This is a genomic window from Gottfriedia sp. S16(2024) (genome assembly GCF_050473765.1).
Classification (GTDB): domain Bacteria; phylum Bacillota; class Bacilli; order Bacillales; family Bacillaceae_G; genus Gottfriedia.
The window spans coordinates 916,518-942,431 of sequence record NZ_JBFLUO010000001.1; the positions used below are offsets into that span (position 1 = coordinate 916,518).

Genomic DNA, 25,914 nt, shown 5'->3' on the forward strand with positions numbered 1-25,914 from the left:
TTCATACCTTCTTTTATTGATTTAATAAAATTACCAGCCGTACTTCTTTTCACTCCACTTTTTAATAACCAAGTCTTGTTTTACGAAAACTAGGCTATTTTGTTCGATATCCTTATCGATGATTGCACCTGCTCCTAACACACTATAAGCCCCTATTTTACAACCAGGCATAATAATCGTATTCACACCAGTTCTACAATAGTCACCAAGATAAGCTGCATTTGAAAAATGTAAAGGTATTTCTTTCCGTCCATTCACAACGTGCTCAGTTTCACCGTCATCAAAGCGTAATGTTCCACAAACCGTTGCAGCACCAATATCCGTATGACTGCCTATTGCGCCATAAAACTCGCCATAGTGGTAAAGATATACCTTATCCATTACCATTCCGCCAAGAAACTCTGCACAATGGTCGAATATACAATGCGATCCAATTGAAACTCCATCATAAATAATACAATAATTACGAATGGCAGTATGATCGCCAATAACGGCATTGCCATTGAAAATTGCACCATTATCAATGATTGTATTATCACCCACAATTAGGTTACCGTGAATGACAACTCGATCACCAATTGAAGAATTCTTACCAAGCTTTACGTGACCACGAATGGTCGCATTTTCAGAAATCGCCGCACCTTCAGCTAGTTCATTTTCTTTTATTACATTACAAAAATAATTCACCATGTATTCATTCGCTTCTAGCATATGCCAAGGCTTATCTATATCAAAGAAATGGCCATTACACTCAACTGCTTGAAGTTTTGTTTTCTCAAGTGATATTAGAAGTGCAGCTTCGATGTATCGTTCTTTCGGAGCACCCACTCCTACTTTTACATTCGGAAAATAATCAGGCGTTCTTCTCACTTCATCTAGAATTGACTCATCAAAAAGAAATCCTGCGAATTGATGAGTAATACTGTCACCACGGTAATGAGCACCGATTGACTGAACAAATCCATCCTTTATACTCGCACCAATCCAATTTCTTGATGACTCTTCTAATTTTTTCAACAAAACGGTAGGTTTGTTGGAATTAGCTAATTGCTCGAGATCCTTTTGTTCGACGATCGTATCCCCGTAAAGAACGAGAAACTCCTTAGTACTTGAAAGTTTCTCAACTCCCTTTACTAAACTTTCTGCACTTCCTAAATTTGATTGATCAATTACAAATTTAATATTATCTATGTCGAAGAGGAGATTCTCAATCTCTCTTTGATGTTCCTCATTAACGACAACAACAATCTCTTCTATTCCCATTGCTACAATGGATTCAATATTATAACGTATTAATGGTTTACCAGCGATTTTTATTGCTGTTTTGGAGCGAACTGCGTTGAAAGGATTCATTTTACTCCCTTTGCCTGCCGCAAGAATTACTGCACTTTTTACCATTCTAATACCTCGACTATAAATTTTTTTATTTATATTCAACTAATCGAAACTTATTTTTGCCCGCTAATAAATAAGGCATTAAATCGTATGCAAAAGGATGAACAAATCCAATGACATTATGTTCAACGGATTGCCCTAAATCTTTTAATGAAATTTGTACTTCTCCCTCATATTGTGCACTTCGATTATTTAAAATAGAAACTGAATACTTCCCTCTTGGTGCACAATAGCAATGGGGTACTTCCATTCCCCTTGTATCAGTTGCACGAATGAGATTTGCTGGTTGATCTACTCTTGAAATAAGAATCTGCTCGCTAATTTTCAGCTTTGTCTGCTCTGGAACAAACTGATTAAAAACAACTGGAATTTCTATATATTCTTGTTTGTAACATCTAGCCATTTCTTTGAGCTCTGAAAAATCTGCAAAAGAGTCACCAATTAACACATCATTAAATCCATTTGCAAATAACTCTAGCATGGCAATATGGCTAGGCAAGAAGCGGTGTTTTTCAATTGTACAAACTCCATGACCTAAATGGTGTAAATCTTTAGGCGAAAGCTGAGATGCAACAAATCCTCCAACTGGCACACCGAATAAAGCAAACATATTGTTAATTGAGCGAATGTCTTCTAAAAACAATGCTGTATCTGGTAGAGGAAAGAAATTATGACAAGCTGTTAGTTGTCCAATATTTCCTTCTCTTTCTATTGTTTCTAAAAACTCACGACATTCGCGTAAAGCGTTTCCGCCTTGATTACTAGACGATGACATTGAAGCATTTACTTCTATTTGAATTCCCTCTTTATTTTTTGAAAGAAGTGCAACTTCTTCACTCGTAAATCCGCCATCGATCCGAAGTCTTGTGATACCCATATTTTGCAACGCTGTAAGGTCGGTTAATGTACAACCCAACTCACTGAAAACTTCATCATTCATATCAGCTGACACAGTCATATTAAGTTCTTTGCAATAACTAAATAATTCATTCCAAGTGTCTGAATTTACATTTAGTGCACCTTCAAAACCATGGTTATTTAAAATCAGTGAAACAAATACCTTTTTAAAACCAAATGAATTAGCCTTTTCTAAATAATCTTTGATTTGATCCAATGGATAAAAGTTGGGATACACACTAATTCCTATTTCACGCATATTCGCTCGCCATTCCTTACTATTTTTATTTTGAATTACTTGTATTTCTCACCAATAATGATGGCACCGAAAACTGGATCATAAAGAGGTGCAGAAAGTTCAACTTGTGGTAAAGCCACATTTAACTTCTCTTTTAGCGTATCGAAATACTCAGTTGATTTCGTCAACAAACTTCCTGCCACAGAAAGGCGGAAATTAACTGATCCCATTTGTCGGCTGATTCCAATCACTAAACGAACCAATTTATCTAGTTCTCCTTCGACAATCGTACGAGCAGCTTCGTCACCTTTTACCCATGCTTCTATAATGATTGGCGTACATGAAGCTACCTTATCTACCGGAATTGTATCTTCCATGTATAATAAGTCCATAAAATCTTCTGGAGAATTCAACTTAAAGTGTGCGAGTAACTTTTCGGTAAATGATGTAGGAGCAATCACTTTGTCATACTCATTCATAACAGTCGCGATTGCATGTAAACCAATTTGGAAACCTCCACCCTCATCACTTATTAAACCGCCCCATCCGCCTGAGCGTATTGTATTTCCCTTTGAGTCTACTCCCATAACAATGGAGCCTGTTCCAGCAATCATCAAAGCATCTTTTCGGTCTCCGTTCCCACCAACAAGAGCAATTTCTGCGTCATTCACTACTTCTAACTGGCAAGTAAACCCACTTTCTTTTAATGCATTCAAATAAATATCTATATCCTTCGGTCGATCAACTCCCGCAGAGCCTAGTACAAGAATTGCATTTTGTAAGCGCTCTCCAAAATGGAGAATAAGTGATTCATATATTTCACTAAATACTGGTCTAAGACCTTCTACACCAATGTTGTTATAATTTGACATTCCAAAATTTTGATCAAATAACGTTTCTCCATCTAGTCGTTCTTTCACCATAACTCTCGTTTTCGTTCCTCCGCCATCCATTCCGATTATCAATCTATTCATTATGTGTTGATCCGTCCTTTCGTTAGGCTAATAAGTATCAATCTACTTAATACATTTAGCTTTTAATTCATTCTTTTTATCGTTTTATTTCATCTTAAATTTCAAAATTTATTATGAATGTATAGTTGCATTAATTGTAAAGTAAACATTTCTCATTTACTAGGTGGATATTTTCTTCATGTAAAGGAAAAAAACCACTTATTCAATGTTAACAACTTGTCAAAGTTCTAGATTGTATAATAAAAACAAAAAAAGTACCCTATAGCTAGACTTTTAAAGTGTCTACTCTAGAGAGTACTTTTTAATTGTATTTATATGTGTAGACTGTAATCGACAACACAATGGCTGACACTTTTACAGTTCTAATATTCCATCAAGATTCTTTGACTCAAAGTTATTAAGCATTGCACGTACTTCATCTGTTGATGTTGTACTCATTAATTGATTTCTTAATTCACTTGCCCCTCTAAACCCACGAACATATATCTTAAAAAAGCGATGTAAAGCCTTAAACGAACGCAGCTCTAAATATGAATATTTATCATGGAGATCCATATGCAATCTTAAGAGATCAAGTAGTTCCTTACTGCTATGTTCTGTCGGCACCTTTTCAAAAGCAAATGGATTATGGAAAATACCACGCCCAATCATAACCCCATCAATACCGTATTGATGAGCGAGCTTTAAGCCAACTTGACGGTCAGTGATATCCCCATTGATCGTTAAGAGTGTATCTGGTGCCACTTCGTCGCGAAGTTTCTTTATCTCCGGTATTAGTTCCCAATGTGCATCCACTTTGCTCATTTCATCTCTTGTACGAAGATGGATGGACAGATTGGCAATGTCTTGTTTCAAAATATGAGTTAGCCAGTCACGCCATTCGTCTACCTCAGAGAAACCAATCCTTGTCTTTACACTTACAGGTAATCCTCCTGCTTTTGCTGCTTGTATTAATTCTGCTGCAACTTCTGGACGTCGGATCAGGCCGCTTCCCTTTCCGTGTCCTGCCACATTAGGTACAGGACAGCCCATATTAATATCCACACCACGAAAACCAAGTTCTGCCATACCAATACTCATTTGACGAAAAAATTCAGGCTTATCTCCCCAAATATGAGCTACCATTGGCTGTTCATCCTCTGTAAAAGCCAAACGCCCACGCACACTTTTATTTCCTTCTGGGTGACAATAACTCTCACTGTTTGTAAACTCTGTGAAAAACACATCTGGTCTGGCTGCTTCACTTACAACGTGGCGAAAAACAACATCCGTCACTTCTTCCATTGGTGCCAGTATAAAAAATGGTCGCGGTAAATCACGCCAAAAATTATCTTTCATCTTAATTTTCAAATCCTCTCATTATGGGATTCCAGTCAATTCTCATATCCCAAAATTAAAAAGCAAGATGTCCTTGCTTACACTTATACCTTTATTCACTTATTATTTCCACGCCATCAACCAGCAAACCTATGTTCTTAATTCATAAAGGTTTTGCTAAAAACTAAAGTACCTTGGTAGAACACTTGGTTGAAAAGGATTAGTGTCAGTTCTCTTACTTAAGTACTAATTTCGCGACAGCTTCTACGTGACTAGTATGTGGGAACATATCCACTGGCTGAATTTCTACTGTTTTATAACCACCGTCTTCAAGTACTCGTAAATCTCTTGCTAATGTGGCTGGATTACATGATACATAAACTACTTTGCTCGGTTTCATCTCAATGATTGTATTTAATAAAGCCTCGTCACAACCTTTTCTTGGAGGGTCTACAACTAATACTTCCGCTGTAATACCTTGCTTGTACCAATTAGGTATAACTTCTTCAGCTTTCCCTACTTCAAATTCAACATTTGTCATCTCATTAATTCTTGCATTTCGTTTCGCATCTTCAATCGCTTCTGGTACAATTTCTACACCATAAACTTTTTTAGCCTTTTGAGCTAAAAATAAGGAGATTGATCCGATTCCACAGTATGCATCAATAACTGTTTCACTACCGTTTAAGTTTGTATATTCGAGTGCTTTATCATATAAAACCTTCGTTTGTGTAGGATTTACTTGATAAAATGATCGAGCTGAAATTTCGAAAGTAATGTCACCAATTTTATCTTTAATTGTTTCACTTCCGTATAATACAATTGTTTGATTTCCAAGAATCACATTTGTTTTTTCATTATTTACGTTTTGAATAATGCTTGTAATTGTTGGATACTTCTCAACAATTCTAGCTATTAATTCATCTTTTTGGGCAAAGTTCTTTTTATTTGTAACAAGGACTAGCATTGATTCATTTGTATAGTATCCATAGCGTGCCATAATATGACGCAATAGTCCTTTATGGCCAACTTCATCGTATGGCTCAATTTTTAATTCCTCACAAAGATCTTTTACAGCTTGTATCATTTCATCATTTTCTTTTCCTTGAATGTAGCATTCATTCATTGGAATAATTTCGTGGCTTCTCTTTTGATAGAAACCAACAACTAGTCCACCTTCTAGTTCCCCTACTGGAACTTGTGCTTTGTTACGATAACTCCATGGATTTTCCATTCCTAGCACTGGATGGATTACAACGTCATCAAGTTTTCCAATTCGTTTTACAACTTCTACTACTTGTTTATGTTTCGCTTCGAGTTGGCCATCGTAGCTCATATGTTGAGTTTGACACCCACCACATTGATTGTAAATCGAACAAATTGGTACAACTCGAACATCACTTTCTTTTTGGAATTCAATAATTTTACCGAACCCAAAGCCTTTGCTTGTTTTTAGCACCTTAATTTGTGCTTTTTCACCAGGAAGTGCATTTGGTACAAAGATCGGATATCCATCCACCTTTGCAACTCCATGTCCCTCATGAGTTAAATCGATAAATTCAACATCAATAAATTGATTCTTTTCTACAGGTAACACTCTTTTCGACAAGTCCCTTACCTACCTTTCAACCTTTTATTAAACCATTTCATTATACAAAATAAATAACCACGTTAACTACCGTGGTTACTTTTTCTAGTATTTACTACTATTTCACTTATTATGGTACATAGATTTCTAGATGATTGTAAAGCATATCGACAGTACATGGTGTTTCTCCACCTAACTCACCATCAATATTTAATAGTAGTTTTTCATCAGACATAATTTTCAAATGGCTTGCTCTAGTATAAAGAACAAATTCATTTTGTACATGCTGACCTTTTAATAACTGAGCACATACTCTGATGATTTCGGCAATATTTGATTTCTTTAAGACTAATAAGTCAAATTGACCATCATTAATGCTTGCCTCAGGAGCGATTTTTTCAAATCCACCAACCGAATTAGTATTCGATAATAAGAACAAAAATGCTTCTTCATCAAATACTTTTCCGTCATACTCAATTTTTAATCGTGTAGGCTTAACTCTTGGTAACATTTCAATACCTTTTAAATAATATGCTAGCTGTCCTAACATTGTTTTTAGTTTACTAGGTACTTCATATGTTAATTCTGTAATTTTACCGGCAGCTAAAATATTTACAAAATATTTATCATCAACTCTTCCAATATCAAGGGGTACAGTTTGCCCATTTGTTATGACTTCAGCCGCTTCCATAATTGAAACATTCACACCAATTGCTCTAGCAAAATCATTTGTTGTCCCAACCGGGATTAATCCTAACTTTGGTCGATATTCTTGTTCTGCCATACCACTAATGACTTCATTAAGTGTTCCGTCTCCACCGCAAGCTACAACTAAATCAAATTTTCTTTCACATGCTTCTCTTGCTGCGATTGTCGCATCTCCTGCACCGGTTGTTGCATGACAAGAGGTTTCATAACCCGCTTGCTCGAACAATTGCAACACATCGGGAAGCTTTTTCTTAAAAATTTCACGACCAGAAGTAGGGTTGTAGATAATTCTAGCACGTTTCATCATTAACCATCCTACTTATTTATTTAAGTTCTCTAACTTATATCCTAACCTAAAAAGTTTTTGTAGTAAACTTTTTCCATTTACTTATCTATTTTTACCTTTATAAAGCATGTTCAAACCCAGATTGAAAAGCATAATTATATTATATTAAATTTATATTACATTGGTTTCTTTGCTATATTTTTCAACCATTTTGAACAACTTAACTATTATAGTACATATTGATGATAAATACATTAAAGTAGAATTAAGGATTGATAATGAGATGGAAAACAAACCGTTTGTGAATGTAGAGTATTTTGCTCTAAAAAAGTTAAAAATTTACCGTGATAGTGTTTTGCGTTTTTTATTAAGAGCAATAATGGCTAGTATGTTTATTGGCTTCGGAGTTATAGTAGCATTTAAATCAGGTCATTTCTTTCATGCTACTTATACACCTTTTGCTTACCCAATGGCTGTTATAACAATTACCGTCGCCATTCTTCTAATTGCATACGGCGGTGCTGACCTATTTATAGGAAACATATTTTATTTTGCCTATACTGCCATAAGAGGAAAAATGAAATGGCCAGAGGTGTTACATTTATGGCTTATATCTTACATTGGAAATCTACTAGGTGCTGGTTGTTTTTCTTTATTAATACATATAACAGGATTATATAATGACCCAACAGTAAAGTGGATATCCTTTTGTATGCATCAACAAGCCAACCATATTATTGAATCATTTTGACTCTAAACAATGCAAAAATACTACGAGCTTATAGCTCGTAGTTTTTTCACGTTGTTGAAAAACAACCTTGTCAATTATATTACCAAATTTTCGTAAAAGGAGTATAGTGATGTTGATTTCCACTACAGGATGCTCGCTTTCCATGGGGCGAGACCTGAGCCTCCTCGGCGAGCCTGCGGGGTCTCAGGCTTCCCGCATATCCCATAGGAGTCGAGCACACCTCCGTTCCAATCAACTTATTCATCAAAAAAGTCTGCAATAAAACCTAATCAAATAGCCTTTACTAAGAGTATCCCAACAGATGTTTATTAATCAGTTTGTAGGTCAATTAATTTCGAACATTAATTTATAAACTAATCAATTGAATTTATTTTTAAATCAGCTCATAATATTTTTAACTTCTGAAAAAACATTACTAGTGTTATTAGAATTATAAAATTTCTCAAACATATTAAAATTTAAAACCATTAATAGAAAGATCAACCAAAAAATGATAATTTCATCATTAATAAATGTTCATTTAATATCCGTTTTCTCTATTGACCATTTTATAATTCAACACTCTGAAAAAAACTACGAGCTTATAGCTCGTAGTTTTTTATTGATAGAATTATCTTTTTTGAATTTCTTCCATTAAGATCTTATTTAATAGTGGTGGATTCGCTTGGCCTTTAGTCGCTTTCATCATTTGACCAACAAGGAAACCAATAGCTCGGTCCTTACCATTTTTAAAGTCTTCAATTGATTGTGGGTTAGCATCAAGAGTTTCAATAACGATTTTACGAAGTGCGCCTTCATCAGATAATTGTACTAAGCCTTTCGCTTTTACAATTTCGTTTGCGTCTCCGCCGTTTTCGATTAACTCAGTGAATACTTTTTTCGCAATCTTAGAAGAGATTGTACCGTCTGTAATTAACTTAAGCATACTAGATAAGTTTTCAGGCGTTAAAGAAACTTCATGTAGTTCTTTTTGTGATTTATTTAAGTATGCTGAAACTTCACCCATTAACCAGTTAGATGCTAATTTTGCATCTGCACCATTGTTAACAGTTTCATCGAAGAAATCAGACATTTCTTTTGTTAAAGTTAATACCATTGCATCGTATGCTGGTAAACCTAATTGCTCTACATAGCGTTTTTGACGAGCATCTGGAAGCTCGGGAATACTGTTGCGAACACGTTCTTTCCACTCATCATCAATGTATAGTTCAACTAAGTCTGGTTCTGGGAAGTAACGGTAATCATCCGATCCTTCTTTTACACGCATTAAGATTGTAGTCTTTGTAGCTTCATCGTAACGACGTGTTTCTTGTTGGATTACTCCGCCAGATAATAATACTTTTTCTTGGCGAACTTGCTCGTGCTCTAGTCCTTTTTGAACGAAAGCAAATGAGTTTAAGTTCTTTAATTCTGCTTTTGTACCGAATTTCTCTTGTCCAAATGGACGTAAAGAAATATTAGCATCACAACGAAGTGAGCCTTCTTCCATTTTTACATCTGATACACCACTGAATTGAATAATTGACTTAAGTTTTTCTAAATATGCATAAGCCTCTTCAGGTGTTCTCATATCCGGCTCAGAAACGATTTCAATTAATGGAGTTCCTTGACGGTTAAAGTCTACTAATGAATAACCTTCATCTGTATGATTTAACTTTCCAGCATCCTCTTCTAAGTGAACGCGAGTAATGCCGATCCGTTTCTTTTTGCCACCAACTTCAATTTCAATCCATCCATTTTCACCAATCGGCTTATCAAATTGAGAGATTTGGTAAGCTTTTGGATTATCAGGATAGAAATAGTTTTTACGGTCAAACTTTGTTTCAGTTGCAATTTCACAATTTAATGCCATTGCTGCCCTCATACCAAAGTTTACAGCTTCTTCATTTAATACTGGTAACACACCTGGATAACCTAAATCGATTACACCAGTGTTTGTATTTGGTTCTGCACCAAACGCATTAGGGCTTGGTGAGAAGATTTTTGATTTTGTTTTTAATTCTACGTGTACTTCTAAACCGATTATCGTTTCAAAATTCATCTTTCCCGCGCCTCCTTATAGTTGTGGTCTTTGTTTTGTAAAGTCAGTTGCTTGCTCGTATGCATGGGCAACTCTATAAATTGTAGACTCATCAAAATGTTTACCAATAATTTGTAATCCTAATGGAAGACCATTGTGGAAACCACAAGGAACAGAAATCGCAGGTACACCCGCTAAGTTAATTGGAATCGTTAAAATATCATTTGCGTACATTGTCATTGGATCACTTACTTTTTCGCCTACTTTAAATGCAGGAGTTGGTGTAGTTGGTCCAATAATAACATCATAGTTTTCAAATACTTTCTCGAAATCTTCTTTTATTAATGTACGTACTTGTTGAGCTTTTTTATAGTAAGCATCATAGTAACCAGAACTTAATGCATAAGTACCTAACATGATACGGCGTTTTACTTCATCACCAAAGCCTTCAGCTCTAGTTTTCTTATAAAGATCAATTAAGTTTTCTACATCAACTGCACGATGACCGTAGCGAATACCATCGAAACGAGCTAAGTTAGCAGATGCTTCAGATGAAGAAATTAAATAATATGTAGCTAATGCATATTTAGAATGTGGTAATGAAACCTCTTCCCAAGTAGCACCTAAGCTTTCTAATAAATTTAAAGCAGCCATAACAGATGCACGAGCTTCTTCACCAACACCTTCTCCTAAATATTCTTTAGGTACAGCGATACGAAGACCTTTTACATCACCTGTTAACGCCTTAGTAAATGAAGGAACTTCTACATTTGCTGAAGTTGAGTCACTTGCATCTAATCCTGAAATTGCTTGTAATAATAGTGCATTATCTTCTACATTTCTAGTAATTGGGCCAATTTGATCTAGAGAAGAAGCAAATGCTACTAAACCAGAACGAGATACACGACCATATGTAGGTTTTAAACCAACAACTCCACAGAATGAAGCTGGTTGACGGATTGATCCACCTGTATCAGAACCTAAAGAAAATAATACTTCTCCAGCAGCAACTGAAGCTGCAGACCCACCGCTACTTCCGCCTGGTACATATTCAGTATTCCAAGGATTACGAGTACCACCGAACGCAGAATTTTCATTAGATGAACCCATTGCAAATTCATCCATATTTAATTTACCGATCGTAATGCTTTCAGCTTGTGCTAATTTCGTTACAACTGTCGCATCATAAATTGGATTGAAGTTCTCAAGAATTTTACTCGCACAAGTAGTACGAAGACCCTTTGTAACGATATTATCTTTTACACCAATTGGCATACCAGAAAGAATTCCACGAGACTCATCCCAAGGCTTTTCATCAAGTGCTTTCGCTTGTTGACGCGCTTGCTCTTCATTTAAAGTTAAAAATGATTTTACTTCACCATCAACTGCAGAGATTCGCTCATATGATTCATTTACTAATTCTTCTACTTTAATCTCTTTTGATTTTAATTTGCTATGTAATTCTGAAACTGTATATTCAAATAATGACATTCTAATTCCCCCCCTTAATCCAATATTGACGGTACTTTAACTTGTCCATCTTTGTGGTCTGGTGCATTTTTCAGTACCTCTTCAATTGGTAAACCTTGACCTGGCTCATCTTTACGTAATACATTACGCATTTTTAGAACATGCGTAGTTGGTTTCACATTTGTTGTATCAAGTTCACCTAACTGCTCAGCAAAATCTAAAATTGCTCCAAGTTGTTTTGAAAACTTCTCTGCTTCTTCCTCAGTCACCGCTAAACGCGCTAAATGAGCAACGTGCTTAACTTGCTCCATTGTAATTTTTGACATTTATATGCACCTCCATATTATTCGCACAACATACAATATACTGATAATACCAAATTTCCCATGTGTCGGGCAACATTCCACTTAAATCCAAGTAAAATAATTACAGACTGCCCGTCATACGCTCGCTTTCTTCGTTTCTTCACCTAACTGAAGCTCATTATCGGATTGGACAACTCCGCTTCTCATTAGGCTCACGAACCTCGAAAGACTTACGCTTTCAAACAGTCTGTACAGGATTTACCTACTTATAAAAATTAATCAAACGTTTGTTTAAATATGGATTAAAGTTTATTCGGTAGGGATTCTTGTTAGCTCAATTCCATATTTTTTAAAATACTCAATTGAATAATCATCCGGATAGCCCACATTATAAACAACTCTGGTAATCCCCGCTCCATTTATCATTTTCGCACAAGCTCGACATGGTGCAGTTGTACAATAGATTGTCCAATTATCACCTTTTGTTTTTTGAATCCCTGATTGTACTAGTTGATAAATTGCATTTTCTTCAGCATGGAAAGCATCACAAGGGTATTGATCTGAGTATTTACCACTATCTAATAACCCTTCTTGACGAGCAGCAAATCGCGGGCATCCCCCATCAATACAATGCTTAGCTCCCTTTGGATATCCATTATACCCAGAAGCAATTATTCTATTATCACTTACAATAACTGCTCCAACCCTTCGACTTCCACAAGTTGAACGAAGAGAAGTTATAAATGCCTGTCCTAAAAAATAAGAGTCCCAATCATCACGAGTTCCTAAAGGAATTGAATCTACTAATTGAATAATTCTCTGTAAAATTTGCATGGTATCCCTTCTCTCTGTTCACTATTGTTTATTTAAAATTATAGCATAATAATATGGGGAAGGGTTTAGTTGGAAGTAAAGTATTGGGCATAACAAAAAGAGCGTAAATTTATTTACACCCTTCAAGGTACTTAATACATAATGATTCTGAATTTGGTAAATTTATTATTTAGTACTTTTTATGAAATGATTCACAAATAATAATTAAAAAAACACTAAATTAAAAAATTTTCTAAATTATTATAATGTATAACAATTTTAAAATGATAATCAAAAACAAACTAGCGACTATGTATAGTAAAACTTTCATTCTCTTACCGAATATTTCTTTTTCCATACTCCCCTCTTTCTAAACTATAGAAAATGTATCCATTATAAGAATTCCTAACTGATTGTGTTAATCCTATTAATATCATATTTGATAACAGTGAACTCCCACCATAACTTAAAAATGGTAGCGTAATACCTGTTACAGGTAGCAAACCTATTGTCATTCCTATGTTTTGAAAGATTTGAAAAGCTAATACCGATACCGTACCTACACAAATCAAAGTTCCAAACAAATTATTGGCATTTTTCAATGCATCTAAAGAAATATTCACTATTCTACTTAGCAATAGAAAAAACAAAGCTATGCATAAAGCACCTCCAACAAATCCAAACTCTTCACCTATATTGGCAAAAATAAAATCAGTATGTTCTTCTGGGATGTAGACAACTCCATTTAAGTATCCTTTTCCAGAAAGTTGGCCAGTACCAATTGCAAGTAAGCCCTGTTTTGTTTGAAATCCAGCATCACTATGCTCAAATGGATCTAACCAGCCTTCAATTCTACTTCTCTGATGAGGCATTAATAAAGATAATATTCTTACTTCAAAGTAATTCGGAAATTTAGTTAAAATAACTAAAAGAGTAGAGATCATAAGTGTAGGAATTGAAATTAAAAATAACACAATTGATGTTTTAATCTTAGAACACAATATGATGGAGAAAATAATGACTAGAAAAATCATAGTCATCCCAGTGTCGGGTTGTTTAAGAACAATTAAAGAAGGTGGCAACGAAATAAGTAGAATTTTACATAACAATATTAAATCCGTTTTTACATTATTTATTTTAAATATCTTATTATGTTTATCTACCAAGGCACTAATACTGATAAGCAAACTTATCTTCATAAATTCTGAAGGTTGAAATGAACCAATAAACGGTAGCTGAAACCATGCTTTTGCCCCGTTAACTGGTCTCGCAATACTTTCAGGAGCAAACATTAAAACAATTAAAAATACAATACTTGTTCCATAAATAATCCAGTTTATTCTTTTGATTCGATTAAGATCAATTTTCGCAACTAATAGAGATACTGTAAGTCCAATGAAATAAAAAATACTTTGCCTTACTACAAAACTTCCCTGATACTGACCACTTTTACTAGCCGAATAGATTGCAATTATACTAATAAACATTAAACAAAACATTAAAATTAGCATTATAAAGTCATAGGATTTGTAAAGATCTTTTTTAGGATTCATACTCAAAGTCCTCTAACTTTCATTTCTTTTAACCATTATACTAATTGCTTGATTCCATTTACTACGGAACAAGCTGATGTTTCGGAAAACGTTCTATTTTTAGACATACTATAGACAAAAGTAATCTTTATCTTTTGATGATAAATAAGAAATGAAATGTAATACAAAGAAAACCCCACAAAGAATTAATTTCTTCGTGGGGTTTCTTCTATTAAAGGATGTTTATAAAACAAACCTTTACTCTATTTATTAAAGCATTTCTGAAGTTGTTTTACCTTGCATGTGAAGAACTAGGTAGTCTGGTCCGCCTGCTTTTGAGTCAGTACCTGACATGTTGAATCCACCAAATGGTTGGTAACCAACGATTGCACCAGTACATCCACGGTTGAAGTATAAGTTACCTGCGTGGAAGTCTTCACGTGCTTTTTCGATGTTTGCACGGTTGTTAGAGATTACAGCACCTGTTAAACCGTATTCAGTGTTGTTAGCAATTTCTAAAGCGTGATCAAAGTCTTTAGCTTTGCAGAATGCTACAACTGGTCCAAAGATTTCTTCTTTCATTAAACGAGCGTCTTCAGCAACGTCAGCAACGATTGTTGGTTTGATGAACCAACCAGTAGAGTCGTCTCCTTCTCCACCTGTTACTACACGGCCTTCTTCACGTCCGATTTGTACGTAGCTCATTACTTTATTGAAAGCAGCTTGGTCATTAACTGGACCCATGTAAGTTGAACGGTCTTCTGGGTTTCCAACAGTTAATTCGTTTGTTAATTCAATTGCACGAGCAAGAACTTGATCATACACATCTTGGTGAATTACCGCACGAGAACATGCTGAACATTTTTGACCAGAGAATCCGAATGCAGATGAAACGATTGATTTAGCAGCTAATTCTAAATCAGCTTCTTTATCAATTACCATTGTGTCTTTACCGCCCATTTCAGCGATAACACGTTTTAACCAGATTTGACCTGGGTTTACTTTTGCAGCGCGCTCATAAATACGGATACCTACTTCTTTAGAGCCAGTAAAGCTGATGAAACGAGTGCGAGGGTGATCAACTAAGTAATCTCCTACTTCAGCACCACTACCTGGTACGAAGTTTACTACGCCTGCAGGTAATCCAGCTTCTTCTAATACTTCTAAGAATTTGTAAGCAACTACTGGAGTTGTACTTGCTGGTTTTAATAGAACTGTGTTACCAGTTACTACAGCAGCTACAGTTGTTCCAGCCATGATTGCAAATGGGAAGTTCCAAGGAGAGATTACAACACCAACTCCTAATGGAATGTAGTTGAAACGGTTATATTCACCAGGACGGCTTTCAACAGGAATTCCGTCTTTTAATTGTAACATTTGACGAGCATAGAACTCTAAGAAATCAATTGCTTCAGCTGTATCAGCATCTGCCTCATTCCAAGGTTTACCAGCTTCTTTAGTTAATAAAGCTGAGAATTCGTGTTTACGGCGACGAATAATTGCAGCCGCACGGAATAAGATGTCAGCACGAACTTCAGGTTTAACTTTTTTCCATGTATTAAAAGTTGTATCAGCAATTTGCATAGCTTTTTCAGCTAAGTCACGGCTTGCTTTAGATACAGAACCAATAACTTCTTTATGATTCGAAGGATTTACAGATACGATCTGTTCGTCTGTAAAGATACGCTCTCCACCAATGATTAGTGGATATTTTTCACCTAAATAAGATGAAACTTTTGCTAATCCTTGATTGTATTGTTCTTGATTTTCCTCTAAGCCAAAGTTAGTAAATGGCTCATGTTTGTAAGGTATAACCATTGAATAAATCCCCCTTTAGTTTGAAAATAGCAATAACTGTAACCGTTTTTCTATCAGTTTTTTCAGTAAATTGCTAGTAGAATAACTACTGTATAAAAAACTCACATTTACATAATACAATATTCCTATATATTCTTCAAATATGAAACGCTTACAGATTCTTCCCTTAAATAAAAAAAAAGGAAGAGTAGTCCTCTTCCTATTAGTTATAAATATGCACACTTGGTTCCTTAGCATTTACTTCTTTTACGATGAGTGCTTCCTGTCCATTAGATGAGAATATATTCGTCTCAACCTTTAAGTATGAAGGGAAATGGTCCATCATAAGTCCCGCTACATATTGGGTAAAAGCTATGACTTCTGCCTTACCATAAAATTGCATAGGTATATCAATTTTTAGTTGTATTAATTCATTATCCTTATAAAAACCAGTGCCTACAACACCAGTATAATTCGGAAAATAATTTTCTATATCTGATTTAAAATTAACCATTTTCATTGCATCATCTCGGTAATCAGCAGTCGCAGCAGCTGAAGGGAATAAATAATACTTCTCATTTATTTTATCCCAATTACTAATCGAGAAGTCATTTCCAGAAACTGAAGTCATAGCAACATAGTTTCCAGGTACTACAGATGACTGGCTTTGCTGACGGAAAATAGCAAATGTGATTGGTATATCTTTAAATTCGTCCATTTTTCGCACTCGCGTCAAAATTTCTTGAGCGATTGCTTTACCTTGTTTAATCATTTCATCTTGAGGTATTTTAAGCTCTCTTGGGTAGCCATGTTCCTCTTGATAATAATAAACAGAGTTCATTGCTAAACCAATTGCTACTCCCTCAACTTTAACTTCTTTCCCATTCTTTTTTAGATAATCCTGCTCTAAAATAGAATTTAAAAAAATCGGAGCTTGTTTAGCTTTTTGATCTTCGGTAAGATTTTTTGTGTCCGTTTGAATTGGATTCAATCCATCGTTTGTAATCGAATTCGGTTTTAAATTTGCGTTCTTAAGTGCATCTTGTTTTTGTTTAAATTGTGAAGGAGTATACTTCCTTTTTAGCCAAGATTCCACTGTTTTTTTACTTAATAATTGTCCTTCTTGATACAAGTAATCTTTTGTTGAATATTGCTCTTGTACAATTCGCATTAAACCTAATTCAAATTCACTAATATCAAGTCTATTATCGATATTTGCAACGACAGCACCTCTTGTTTTGCTTGGCTTAAATGGAAGTATTGTCTTGTAGTAATCATTTGAAATTGAGTAACGGGGTATGATTGCGTCTTCCCCTTTTTTGTTATTGCTCTCTTGTACAACCTTATCTTCATTCTTTATTGATAATGAACACCCAGATAAGATGAGCGAAAAACAACATAGGAGCATTCCTATACGTTTTTTCATCTAACTCACACCTTCTACTTATTAAGTGAACGAACTAATACCTCATTAATCCGCCCTCTAGTTGATTGAAATAGTTATTGTGGTTGAAGCTCTTTAATCATTCTCTCTTCATCCCAAACTTCGATATTTAATTTACGTGCAGCATCTAATTTCGATCCAGCAGCCTCACCTGCAATGACTAAATCAGTACTCTTACTAACACTTCCAGCTACTTTTGCTCCAAGTGCTTCTAACTGCTTCTTAGCCTCACTTCTAGTCATCTGTTCTAGCTTACCAGTTAATACTACCGTTTTACCAGCAAAAAGAGAATCCATATTAATATTTTCTACTTGAATCCCTTTATATTCAGTATTTACTCCAACAATTTTAAACGTTGAAATAAGTTCTTTTACTTCGTCCTGTGAAAAATATTCATTGATTGACTGGGCCATTTTAGAACCAATTTCATTAATTCCGGTAATTTCCTCAACAGATGCCTCCATCAGTCGATCAATTGTTTGGAAATGCTGTGCTAATGTTTTTGCTGCTTTAGCTCCAACATGACGAACCCCTAAACCAAACAATAATTTTTCTAGTGAATTTTCTTTAGAAGTTTGAATTGCAGAAACTAATTTATCTGCTGACTTTTCTCCAAATCGTTCTAGTGATAATAATTGTTCTTTCGTTAGAAGGTAAAGATCTGTAAATGTCTTAATCAAATTAGCATCGAATAATTGCGATACTACTCTTTCCCCTAAACCGTCGATATTCATTGCATCACGAGACGCAAAATGAATTAATCCTTCACGAATTTGAGATGGACAGAATGGATTTACACAACGTAGTGCCACTTCACCTGCCACTCTTATTAACTCATGATCACATGAAGGGCAGTGAGTTGGCATTGCAAAAGGCTGCTCATCACCAGTACGACGATCTAATATTACATTTACAACTTCAGGAATAATATCTCCAGCCTTGCGAATAACGACTGAGTCACCAATTCGAATGTCTTTTTCTTTAATTAAATCTTCATTATGAAGTGATGCACGTTTTACTACTGTCCCTGCAACACGAACAGGTTCTAAAATTGCAGTTGGTGTTACCACTCCTGTACGACCAACACTTAATTCGATATCTACTAATTTTGTAACTACCTCTTCAGCTGGGAACTTATATGCAATAGCCCATCTTGGTACTTTAGCTGTTGATCCTAACTTTTTCTGAGTACTGTATTCATCCACTTTTATGACAATTCCATCAATCTCATATGGCAATGATGGGCGTTTTTCTTTCCATTCCTCAACGTATGCAATTACTTCTTCAATTGTATGGCATGATTTGCGGAAAGTATTTGTTTTAAATCCAAGTTTGTGAAGATAGTCTAAGGCTTCGCTATGCTTTTGAATTGAAAATTCTTCAGCTGTAGGGAATCCATAAACAAAGAACGATAAATCTCTCTTTGCAACAATTTTTGGGTCAAGTTGGCGTAATGAACCAGCCGCTGCATTTCTTGGATTTGCAAATAATTCTTCCCCATTCTTTTCACGCGCTTCATTAACCTTTTCGAAGCTAGCTTTTGGCATGAATGCTTCACCACGAGCTTCTATTGTAATTGGCTCAGAAAGTCTTAATGGAATTGCTTTAATCGTCTTTAAATTATGCGTAATATCTTCACCAACTGTACCATCACCACGAGTTGCACCTTTGACAAACAATCCATTTTCATATTGAAGTGAAACGGCTAAGCCGTCAATTTTAAGTTCACAAACATAAGAAGCTTGCGCTGAATCCTGTCTAATTCTTTGGTCGAAATCTCTTAAATCACCTTCATTAAACGCATTTCCAAGGCTTAACATTGGATGACTGTGAACGACTTTTTCGAATAAATCGATTGCCTGTCCACCTATACGTTGAGATGGAGAATCTGGTGTTAAAATGTTTGGATACTGTTCTTCTAAACTAATTAATTCATGTAATAGTGAGTCAAACTCGGCATCTGGCACTGAAGGTTGATCAAGTACATAATACTCATAGTTGTATTGATTTAATTTTGTTCTTAGTTCTTCAACTTTATCAATGATTTTTTGATCCATGAGCTCTCCATCCCTTCTATGCTTTCGTAATTGGAGCAAATTTTGCTAATAAACGCTTAATACCGACAGGACTCGGGAATGCAATATCTAACTCCATTGCTTCACCTTCTCCTTTTACACTTACAACTGTACCAATTCCCCATTTACCATGAGAAGCTTTATCTCCAACTCGCCAACCGTGTGACTCGCCACCTGTTGTTCTCATAGCCACTGCTGGTCTTGAAACAGCACGGCGCTCAGTTACAACCTTCTTATTTGCACGATCTAATAGTTCATCAGGAATTTCATTTATAAAACGAGATTCTTGGTTTACACTAGTGCGACCATAAAGTGTACGTGTTTGAGCATTTGTAATGTATAAATCCTTTTCCGCACGTGTTATCCCTACATATGCTAATCTTCTTTCTTCTTCCATTTCTTCTTCGTCCATTAAAGAACGGCTATGTGGGAATATACCTTCTTCCAAACCGATTAGAAAGACTACTGGGAACTCTAATCCTTTTGCAGAGTGAAGCGTCATAAGTATAACCTCATCTGCTTGTGACTCCTCTTTATCCGCTTGATCAATATCAGAAACTAATGCTAAATCAGTTAAAAATGATACTAAACTTTTATCCTCACTGCTTTCTTCAAAAGCATTTGTAACTGTTAAAAACTCTTCAATATTTTCGATTCTAGATGCAGATTCAATAGTATTTTCATCTTTTAACACTTGGATATAACCTGTTTTATCAAGAACTTCCTCAACAAGCTCAGTAACTGATAAATAATCCAACATTTGCTGCCAGTTTTTCGCCATAGCATGGAAATCTCCGACTGCTTTCGTAATTTTTCCACTTAATCCAACGAAATCAATTTGCTCTAAAGTATCAGATAAAGATAAGTCATTCATTATGCTATAGTTAATAATTTTATCTACAGACGCTGCGCCTACACCGCGTTTTGGCACATTAATTATTCTTGAAAAACTGATCTCGTCATTTGGATTGGCAATAAATCTTAAGTAAGCAAGTAAATCTTTAATCTCTTTACGATCATAGAACTTTACTCCGCCGACCATTTTATAAGGAATATTAGACTTAACTAAAACTTCCTCCATTGCACGTGATTGCGCATTCGTACGATAAAGAATAGCAACATCACCATATTGATGAACTCCTTCTTTTTTCCACTCGGCTAGCTTTCCAGCTACAAAATATCCTTCGTCCTGTTCTGAGGCAGCTCTAAAATAATGTATCGGTGTACCTTGTCCATTTTCTGTCCAAAGCTTTTTCGCTTTACGGTTTGAATTGTTCGTAATAACCGCGTTAGCAGCATCAAGAATCGTTTGAGTCGAACGGTAATTTTGTTCTAACAGAATTACTTGTGCTTTATCATAATCTTTTTCGAATGAAAGAATATTAGAAATATCTGCTCCACGCCAGCGATAAATTGATTGATCTGAATCACCAACTACACAAATATTTTTAAATTGCTCGGCAAGCAATTTTACAATTTTATACTGAGCATGGTTGGTATCTTGATACTCATCCACGTGAATATATTGAAATTTTCGTTGATAATATTGTAGTACTTCTGGAACACGTTCAAATAAATTAATTGTCATCATTATTAAATCGTCAAAGTCTAATGAATGATTTTTACGTAATCGGTCTTGATAAGATGCATAAATTTCACCAACAACTTTTTCAAATGGAGTAAAAGCATCTCGTGAATAATCTGCAGCAGTTTGCAGTTCATTTTTTGCACTACTAATAGAACCTAGAATACTACGAGGATCAAATTTCTTTGAATCTAAGTTTTTCTCTTTCAGAATATTTTTTATGACTGTTAATTGGTCAGTTGTATCTAAGATAGAAAAACTTCTATTAAAGCCAATACGATCAATATCTCTACGAAGAATACGAACACACATTGAGTGGAATGTTGAAACCCAAATATCTTCTGCATCTTTTCCAACTAGATTAAATATACGCTCTCGCATCTCTCTAGCTGCTTTATTTGTAAAGGTGATCGCAAGTATATTCCAAGGAGCAACACCTTTTTCACCTAATAAATACGCAATTCGATGTGTTAGTACTCGAGTCTTACCTGAACCTGCTCCAGCCATAATTAATAAAGGACCATCAACCGTTTTAACGGCTTCTTTTTGCATTGGATTTAAACCTTGCAATAATTCTTCTGCTGTTTTCATTACTTCGTCGCTCCTTCTTTCACAGCTTTCACGGTAAGTAAAGCTTCTTGTAAGTTCTCATATATAATGTTCCCAACAACAATCGTATCAGCAAATTGCTTCATCTCAATTGCTTGTTGAGTTGATGTAATTCCACCGCCATAGAATAATTTCGTTTTGTTTAATACTTTTGATACTTCTTCTACCACTTGGGGTGAACCATATGTGCCGCTATATTCTAAATAAAAAATCGGTAATTTTAATAATTGCTCAGAAACTTCCGCATAAGCTACAACATCTTCTACTGAAAGATCTGTCACTGCACTTGTCAGCTTTGCAGCCTTGCAATCTTTATTTAATATACAATAACCTTCCATCACCAATTCTTCAGCATGAACTAAATGTGCGAATTCTTTCATTGCTTGTTGATGCATTCCAATAATCCACTTTGGATCATTACTATTTAAAACTGTCGGGATAAAATAAAAATCATAACCTGGGGTTACGGCTTCAAGATTTGATACCTCCAAAATACATGGTACTGCATAACGTCTTATTCTAACTAGTAGAGATATCGTAGCATCTAACGTTACATCGTCCGTTCCACCAACTAATATTGCATCCGTTCCTGACTCACAAATTTTTTCTAATTCATCATCAGAGATTTCTTTGTTTGGATCTAATTTAAATATGTGATTCCATTGCGAATAATCGTACATTTTGTCCTCCGGAATTGTTTTTTAACATTAATTTATCTATTTTATTAAGTACTTTTTATCAAAAATATAAATGTATTGTATCTTATAAAAAAGGAAAAGTAACCCTACGTCGCCATTTTAAGTAATTAATACTAATTGTTTCCTATGATATTGAAACAATTAAAGGGAAAAATGGTAAAGAGTGATTTAATCACTGATACTTATTATAAGGGGAGTTACTGTTGAGACCAAATATTAGCATAATAAATGCACTTATACGTATAACTGCTGGCTTAACAATTTTAGCTTACGGCACAGCAAAGCTTACACGCAGAAGATGTAGTAATTCTGTAATCATTTTGATCATAATCGGTGCCATGAAAGTTGCAGAGGGAGTATTACGTTTTTGCCCAATGACTGCTCTAGGTAAGAAATGTAAGATTATGGCAGATAAACACGACGAGGGAGATACATTCGAAGATTGCATTCAACCTTCATAAAAGTAGTTTATCAAAAATGGAGTAGATTGTATAGATAAAAATAGAACACTAGTTCTTATTTTAACAAGAAATAGGGTCGTCATTGATGATTAATGACGACCCTTTCTTTCTAATTATTTACTTTAATTGCTTTATGACCTATATCGTGGCGATAGAATAAGCCTGTTGATTGAATCGTATCAATTTGCTTATATACATTTTCGCAAGCTTCATTAATGGAGCTTCCTTTATGTGCAATAATTAATACCCTTCCACCATTTGTAACAAATTCATTATTTTCAAGTTTTGTACCTGCGTGGAAAACCATTGTTTCATTACTTACATTATTTAATCCAGTTATGACAGCACCTTTTTCAGGAACTTCAGGATATCCATTTGCAGCAAGCACTACTCCAACAACAGCATCCTCTGACCATTCTAAATGGATCTCTTCTTCATTTAATATTCCTAACAATACTTCAGCTAACTCGCTCTCTAAACGAGGTAATACAACTTCAGTCTCCGGATCCCCAAATCTTGCATTAAACTCGATTACTTTAGGTCCCTGGCTTGTTAACATTAAACCCGCATATAGTATTCCAGTAAAATGTCTTCCTTCAGAAATCATTGCTTCTGCGACTGGTACTACTATTTCTTTTAAAGATTGTTCAACAACTGACTCTGAGATTTGTGGTACTGGCGAATACGCACCCATACCACCAGTATTAGGTCCTTTATCTCCATCATAAGCACGTTTATGGTCTTGTGCGATTACCATAGGATAAACCTTATTCCCATTAACAAACGACATTAGCGAGAACTCTTCACCCTCTAAATATTCTTCAATTACTACAGATGCACTTGCATCGCCGTACTTTTCATCAAGTAGCATGTCATGAAGGCTGATGATTGCTTCTTCAATTGTCATCGCTACAACTACACCTTTACCAGCTGCTAATCCATCAGCTTTAATAACGATCGGTGCACCAACTTTTTCAACATATGCTTTTGCTTCTTCAAAATTAGTAAACGTTTCATAAGCTGCAGTCGGGATCGCATATTTTTTCATTAAATCCTTTGTAAAGCTTTTACTTCCTTCAATAATTGCCGCTTCTTTAGTTGGACCAAAAATCTTTAAATTAGCAGCTCGAAAATCATTTACAATTCCGTTCATTAAAGGAACTTCAGGACCAACGATTGTTAAATCAATTTCTTCATTTTTTGCAAATGCAATAAGTGCTTCATGGTCACTTTCATCAATATTGACAAGTGTTGCAACATCAATCATTCCATCGTTTCCTGGAGCAACAAATACGTCTGTTACATTCTCCGATTGATTTACCTTCCAAGCAATTGTATGCTCACGGCCTCCGCGACCAATGACTAATACTTTCATCTTGTCATCTCCTTATTTCTTAATGTTTAAAGTGACGAACCCCTGTAAAGACCATTGCAATTCCATATTCATCAGCTTTTTTAATTGAATCTTCATCTTTGATTGATCCGCCTGGTTGAATAATTGCTGTAATACCAGCTTTAGCCGCTGCTTCTACTGTATCATTCATAGGGAAAAATGCATCTGAAGCTAATGCCGCGCCATTTGATTTTTCACCAGCTTGTTCAATCGCAATTTTTGCAGCTCCAACGCGATTCATTTGACCTGCACCAACACCGATTGTCATATGATCTTTTGCTAAAACAATCGCATTTGATTTAACATGCTTTACAACTTTCCAACCTAATTTTAAATTCTCCCACTCTTCTTCAGTCGGTTGACGTTTTGTAGGGACTGTAATTGTTGCTTCATCTAATCCAAATGTATCCATATCTTGACGTAATAAGCCACCATGAACTGTCGTTAATTTAGGTGCAAACGTAGGCTTAGTTTCTAAGTCCAATGTTAATAAACGTAAGTTCTTTTTACTAGTTAAGATTTCTAAAGCCTCTTCACTGAATGAAGGAGCGATAATAATTTCTAAGAATAATTCATGCATTTTCTTAGCTGTTGCAGCATCAACTTCACGGTTTGTCGCAATAATTCCTCCAAAAATTGAAACTGGGTCAGCAGTATAAGCACGATCATAAGCTTCTTCAATTGAAGTGCCTTCGCCTACTCCACATGGATTCATGTGTTTTACAGCGACAACAGCTGGATTAGAGAATTCGCGTACAATATTTAATGCTTCATTTGCATCGTTAATATTGTTATAAGAAAGCTCTTTACCATGTAATTGTTCTGCATAAGCAATTGATGATACTGTTGGCATTGGAGCACGATAGAATGTCGCTTTTTGGTGAGGATTTTCACCATATCGTAAAGATTGTTTTAATTCGTAAGTAACAGTATAGCTTTCAGGATTTTCTTCTCCTACTTGCTCTGTTAAATAATTAGAAATTAATGAATCATAAGCTGCAGTATGACGGAAAACTTTAGCAGCTAATCGACGGTTCGTTTCAATAGAAACCGAATTATTTTCAGCTAACTCAGCTAAAATTACTTCATAATCTGTTGGATCAACTACTACAGATACAAACTCATGATTTTTAGCTGCTGAACGAAGCATTGTAGGGCCACCGATATCGATATTTTCAATTGCATCTTCAAATGTAACATCAGGCTTCATAATTGTTTCTTTAAACGGATATAAATTTACACAAACTAAATCAATTGGCTGAATACCTAACTCGTTCATTTGACGCATATGTTCTTCATTTGAACGAACGCCTAGTAAACCTCCGTGAATTGAAGGATGTAATGTTTTTACACGACCATCCATAATTTCTGGAAAGTTAGTTACTTCTGAAATACCAATTACATTTAATCCAGCATCTTTTAATAAATTAAAAGTTCCACCTGTTGAAATAACTTCAAAATCATGTTTAATTAATCCACTTACAAATTCAATAATACCTTGTTTATCTGAAACGCTAACTAAAGCTCGTTTTTTCATGATACATTCCCCTATCTAATC

At 35.2% G+C, this 25,914-nt stretch carries 20 protein-coding genes; 2 read left to right on the top strand and 18 right to left on the bottom strand.

The genetic code is table 11. The features are described from left to right. Window positions 1-30 precede the first annotated feature (30 nt). The 6 genes from AB1282_RS04240 to AB1282_RS04265 form a co-directional block, all read right to left on the bottom strand. Window positions 31-1,398 (bottom strand): sugar phosphate nucleotidyltransferase, encoded by a 1,368-nt coding sequence (locus AB1282_RS04240; RefSeq protein ID WP_429898563.1) that lies wholly within the window; start codon window positions 1,396-1,398, stop codon window positions 31-33. A 25-nt stretch (window positions 1,399-1,423) separates the two neighbouring features. After that, a complete protein-coding gene (locus AB1282_RS04245; protein ID WP_429898565.1) occupies window positions 1,424-2,551 on the bottom strand; it encodes a MupG family TIM beta-alpha barrel fold protein in 1,128 nt (375 codons plus the stop codon). A gap of 35 nt (window positions 2,552-2,586) precedes the next feature. Next, complete coding sequence (locus AB1282_RS04250; RefSeq protein ID WP_056474686.1) at window positions 2,587-3,504, bottom strand: N-acetylglucosamine kinase; 918 nt, start codon at window positions 3,502-3,504, stop codon at window positions 2,587-2,589. Window positions 3,505-3,858: 354 nt separating this feature from the next. Beyond that, window positions 3,859-4,842: a tRNA dihydrouridine synthase gene (locus tag AB1282_RS04255; protein WP_429898567.1), complete on the bottom strand. Its 984-nt coding sequence runs from the start codon at window positions 4,840-4,842 to the stop codon at window positions 3,859-3,861. Between the two features lie 214 nt (window positions 4,843-5,056). Continuing rightward, window positions 5,057-6,430, bottom strand: a complete 1,374-nt coding sequence (gene rlmD / locus AB1282_RS04260; RefSeq protein WP_429898568.1) for a 23S rRNA (uracil(1939)-C(5))-methyltransferase RlmD — start codon at window positions 6,428-6,430, stop codon at window positions 5,057-5,059. A 109-nt stretch (window positions 6,431-6,539) separates the two neighbouring features. Further along, window positions 6,540-7,424, bottom strand: coding sequence for a diacylglycerol kinase (locus AB1282_RS04265; RefSeq protein ID WP_056474693.1), 885 nt, complete (start codon window positions 7,422-7,424; stop codon window positions 6,540-6,542). Window positions 7,425-7,686: 262 nt separating this feature from the next. On the opposite strand from AB1282_RS04265, the gene AB1282_RS04270 reads away from it, so the two are divergent. Beyond that, the gene (locus tag AB1282_RS04270) at window positions 7,687-8,154 is read left to right on the top strand and encodes a formate/nitrite transporter family protein (protein ID WP_429898570.1); all 468 of its coding nucleotides are present in this window, start codon (window positions 7,687-7,689) and stop codon (window positions 8,152-8,154) included. Between the two features lie 610 nt (window positions 8,155-8,764). On the opposite strand, the gene gatB is transcribed toward AB1282_RS04270, so the two are convergent. The 10 genes from gatB to AB1282_RS04320 form a co-directional block, all read right to left on the bottom strand. Further along, a complete protein-coding gene (gene gatB, locus AB1282_RS04275; RefSeq protein WP_056474698.1) occupies window positions 8,765-10,195 on the bottom strand; it encodes an Asp-tRNA(Asn)/Glu-tRNA(Gln) amidotransferase subunit GatB in 1,431 nt (476 codons plus the stop codon). Window positions 10,196-10,210: 15 nt separating this feature from the next. Beyond that, complete coding sequence (gene gatA, locus AB1282_RS04280) at window positions 10,211-11,665, bottom strand: Asp-tRNA(Asn)/Glu-tRNA(Gln) amidotransferase subunit GatA (RefSeq protein WP_056474701.1); 1,455 nt, start codon at window positions 11,663-11,665, stop codon at window positions 10,211-10,213. Between the two features lie 14 nt (window positions 11,666-11,679). Further along, window positions 11,680-11,970, bottom strand: coding sequence for an Asp-tRNA(Asn)/Glu-tRNA(Gln) amidotransferase subunit GatC (gene gatC / locus AB1282_RS04285; RefSeq protein WP_056474704.1), 291 nt, complete (start codon window positions 11,968-11,970; stop codon window positions 11,680-11,682). A 288-nt stretch (window positions 11,971-12,258) separates the two neighbouring features. Further along, complete coding sequence (locus tag AB1282_RS04290) at window positions 12,259-12,783, bottom strand: deoxycytidylate deaminase (protein ID WP_056474707.1); 525 nt, start codon at window positions 12,781-12,783, stop codon at window positions 12,259-12,261. Window positions 12,784-13,097: 314 nt separating this feature from the next. Next, window positions 13,098-14,315: an FtsW/RodA/SpoVE family cell cycle protein gene (locus AB1282_RS04295; RefSeq protein WP_429898572.1), complete on the bottom strand. Its 1,218-nt coding sequence runs from the start codon at window positions 14,313-14,315 to the stop codon at window positions 13,098-13,100. Window positions 14,316-14,564: 249 nt separating this feature from the next. Beyond that, on the bottom strand, window positions 14,565-16,112 hold the full coding sequence (gene pruA, locus AB1282_RS04300) for an L-glutamate gamma-semialdehyde dehydrogenase (protein ID WP_056474712.1): 1,548 nt from the start codon (window positions 16,110-16,112) through the stop codon (window positions 14,565-14,567). Window positions 16,113-16,314: 202 nt separating this feature from the next. Continuing rightward, window positions 16,315-17,517, bottom strand: a complete 1,203-nt coding sequence (locus AB1282_RS04305; RefSeq protein WP_056474715.1) for a CamS family sex pheromone protein — start codon at window positions 17,515-17,517, stop codon at window positions 16,315-16,317. 74 nt (window positions 17,518-17,591) lie between these two features. Continuing rightward, complete coding sequence (gene ligA, locus AB1282_RS04310; RefSeq protein ID WP_429898574.1) at window positions 17,592-19,592, bottom strand: NAD-dependent DNA ligase LigA; 2,001 nt, start codon at window positions 19,590-19,592, stop codon at window positions 17,592-17,594. Between the two features lie 16 nt (window positions 19,593-19,608). After that, window positions 19,609-21,786, bottom strand: a complete 2,178-nt coding sequence (pcrA, locus tag AB1282_RS04315; protein WP_056474721.1) for a DNA helicase PcrA — start codon at window positions 21,784-21,786, stop codon at window positions 19,609-19,611. Further along, entirely contained in the window at window positions 21,786-22,484 is a 699-nt protein-coding gene (locus AB1282_RS04320; protein WP_056474723.1) for a heptaprenylglyceryl phosphate synthase, read from the bottom strand. The genes pcrA and AB1282_RS04320 overlap by 1 nt, the downstream gene beginning before the upstream one ends. 221 nt (window positions 22,485-22,705) lie before the next feature. On the opposite strand from AB1282_RS04320, the gene AB1282_RS04325 reads away from it, so the two are divergent. Beyond that, the gene (locus tag AB1282_RS04325; protein WP_056474726.1) at window positions 22,706-22,963 is read left to right on the top strand and encodes a YgaP family membrane protein; all 258 of its coding nucleotides are present in this window, start codon (window positions 22,706-22,708) and stop codon (window positions 22,961-22,963) included. 109 nt (window positions 22,964-23,072) lie between these two features. On the opposite strand, the gene purD is transcribed toward AB1282_RS04325, so the two are convergent. Continuing rightward, window positions 23,073-24,338 (bottom strand): phosphoribosylamine--glycine ligase, encoded by a 1,266-nt coding sequence (gene purD / locus AB1282_RS04330; RefSeq protein WP_429898575.1) that lies wholly within the window; start codon window positions 24,336-24,338, stop codon window positions 23,073-23,075. Window positions 24,339-24,357: 19 nt separating this feature from the next. After that, entirely contained in the window at window positions 24,358-25,893 is a 1,536-nt protein-coding gene (gene purH / locus AB1282_RS04335; RefSeq protein WP_056474732.1) for a bifunctional phosphoribosylaminoimidazolecarboxamide formyltransferase/IMP cyclohydrolase, read from the bottom strand. Window positions 25,894-25,914: the final 21 nt, after the last annotated feature.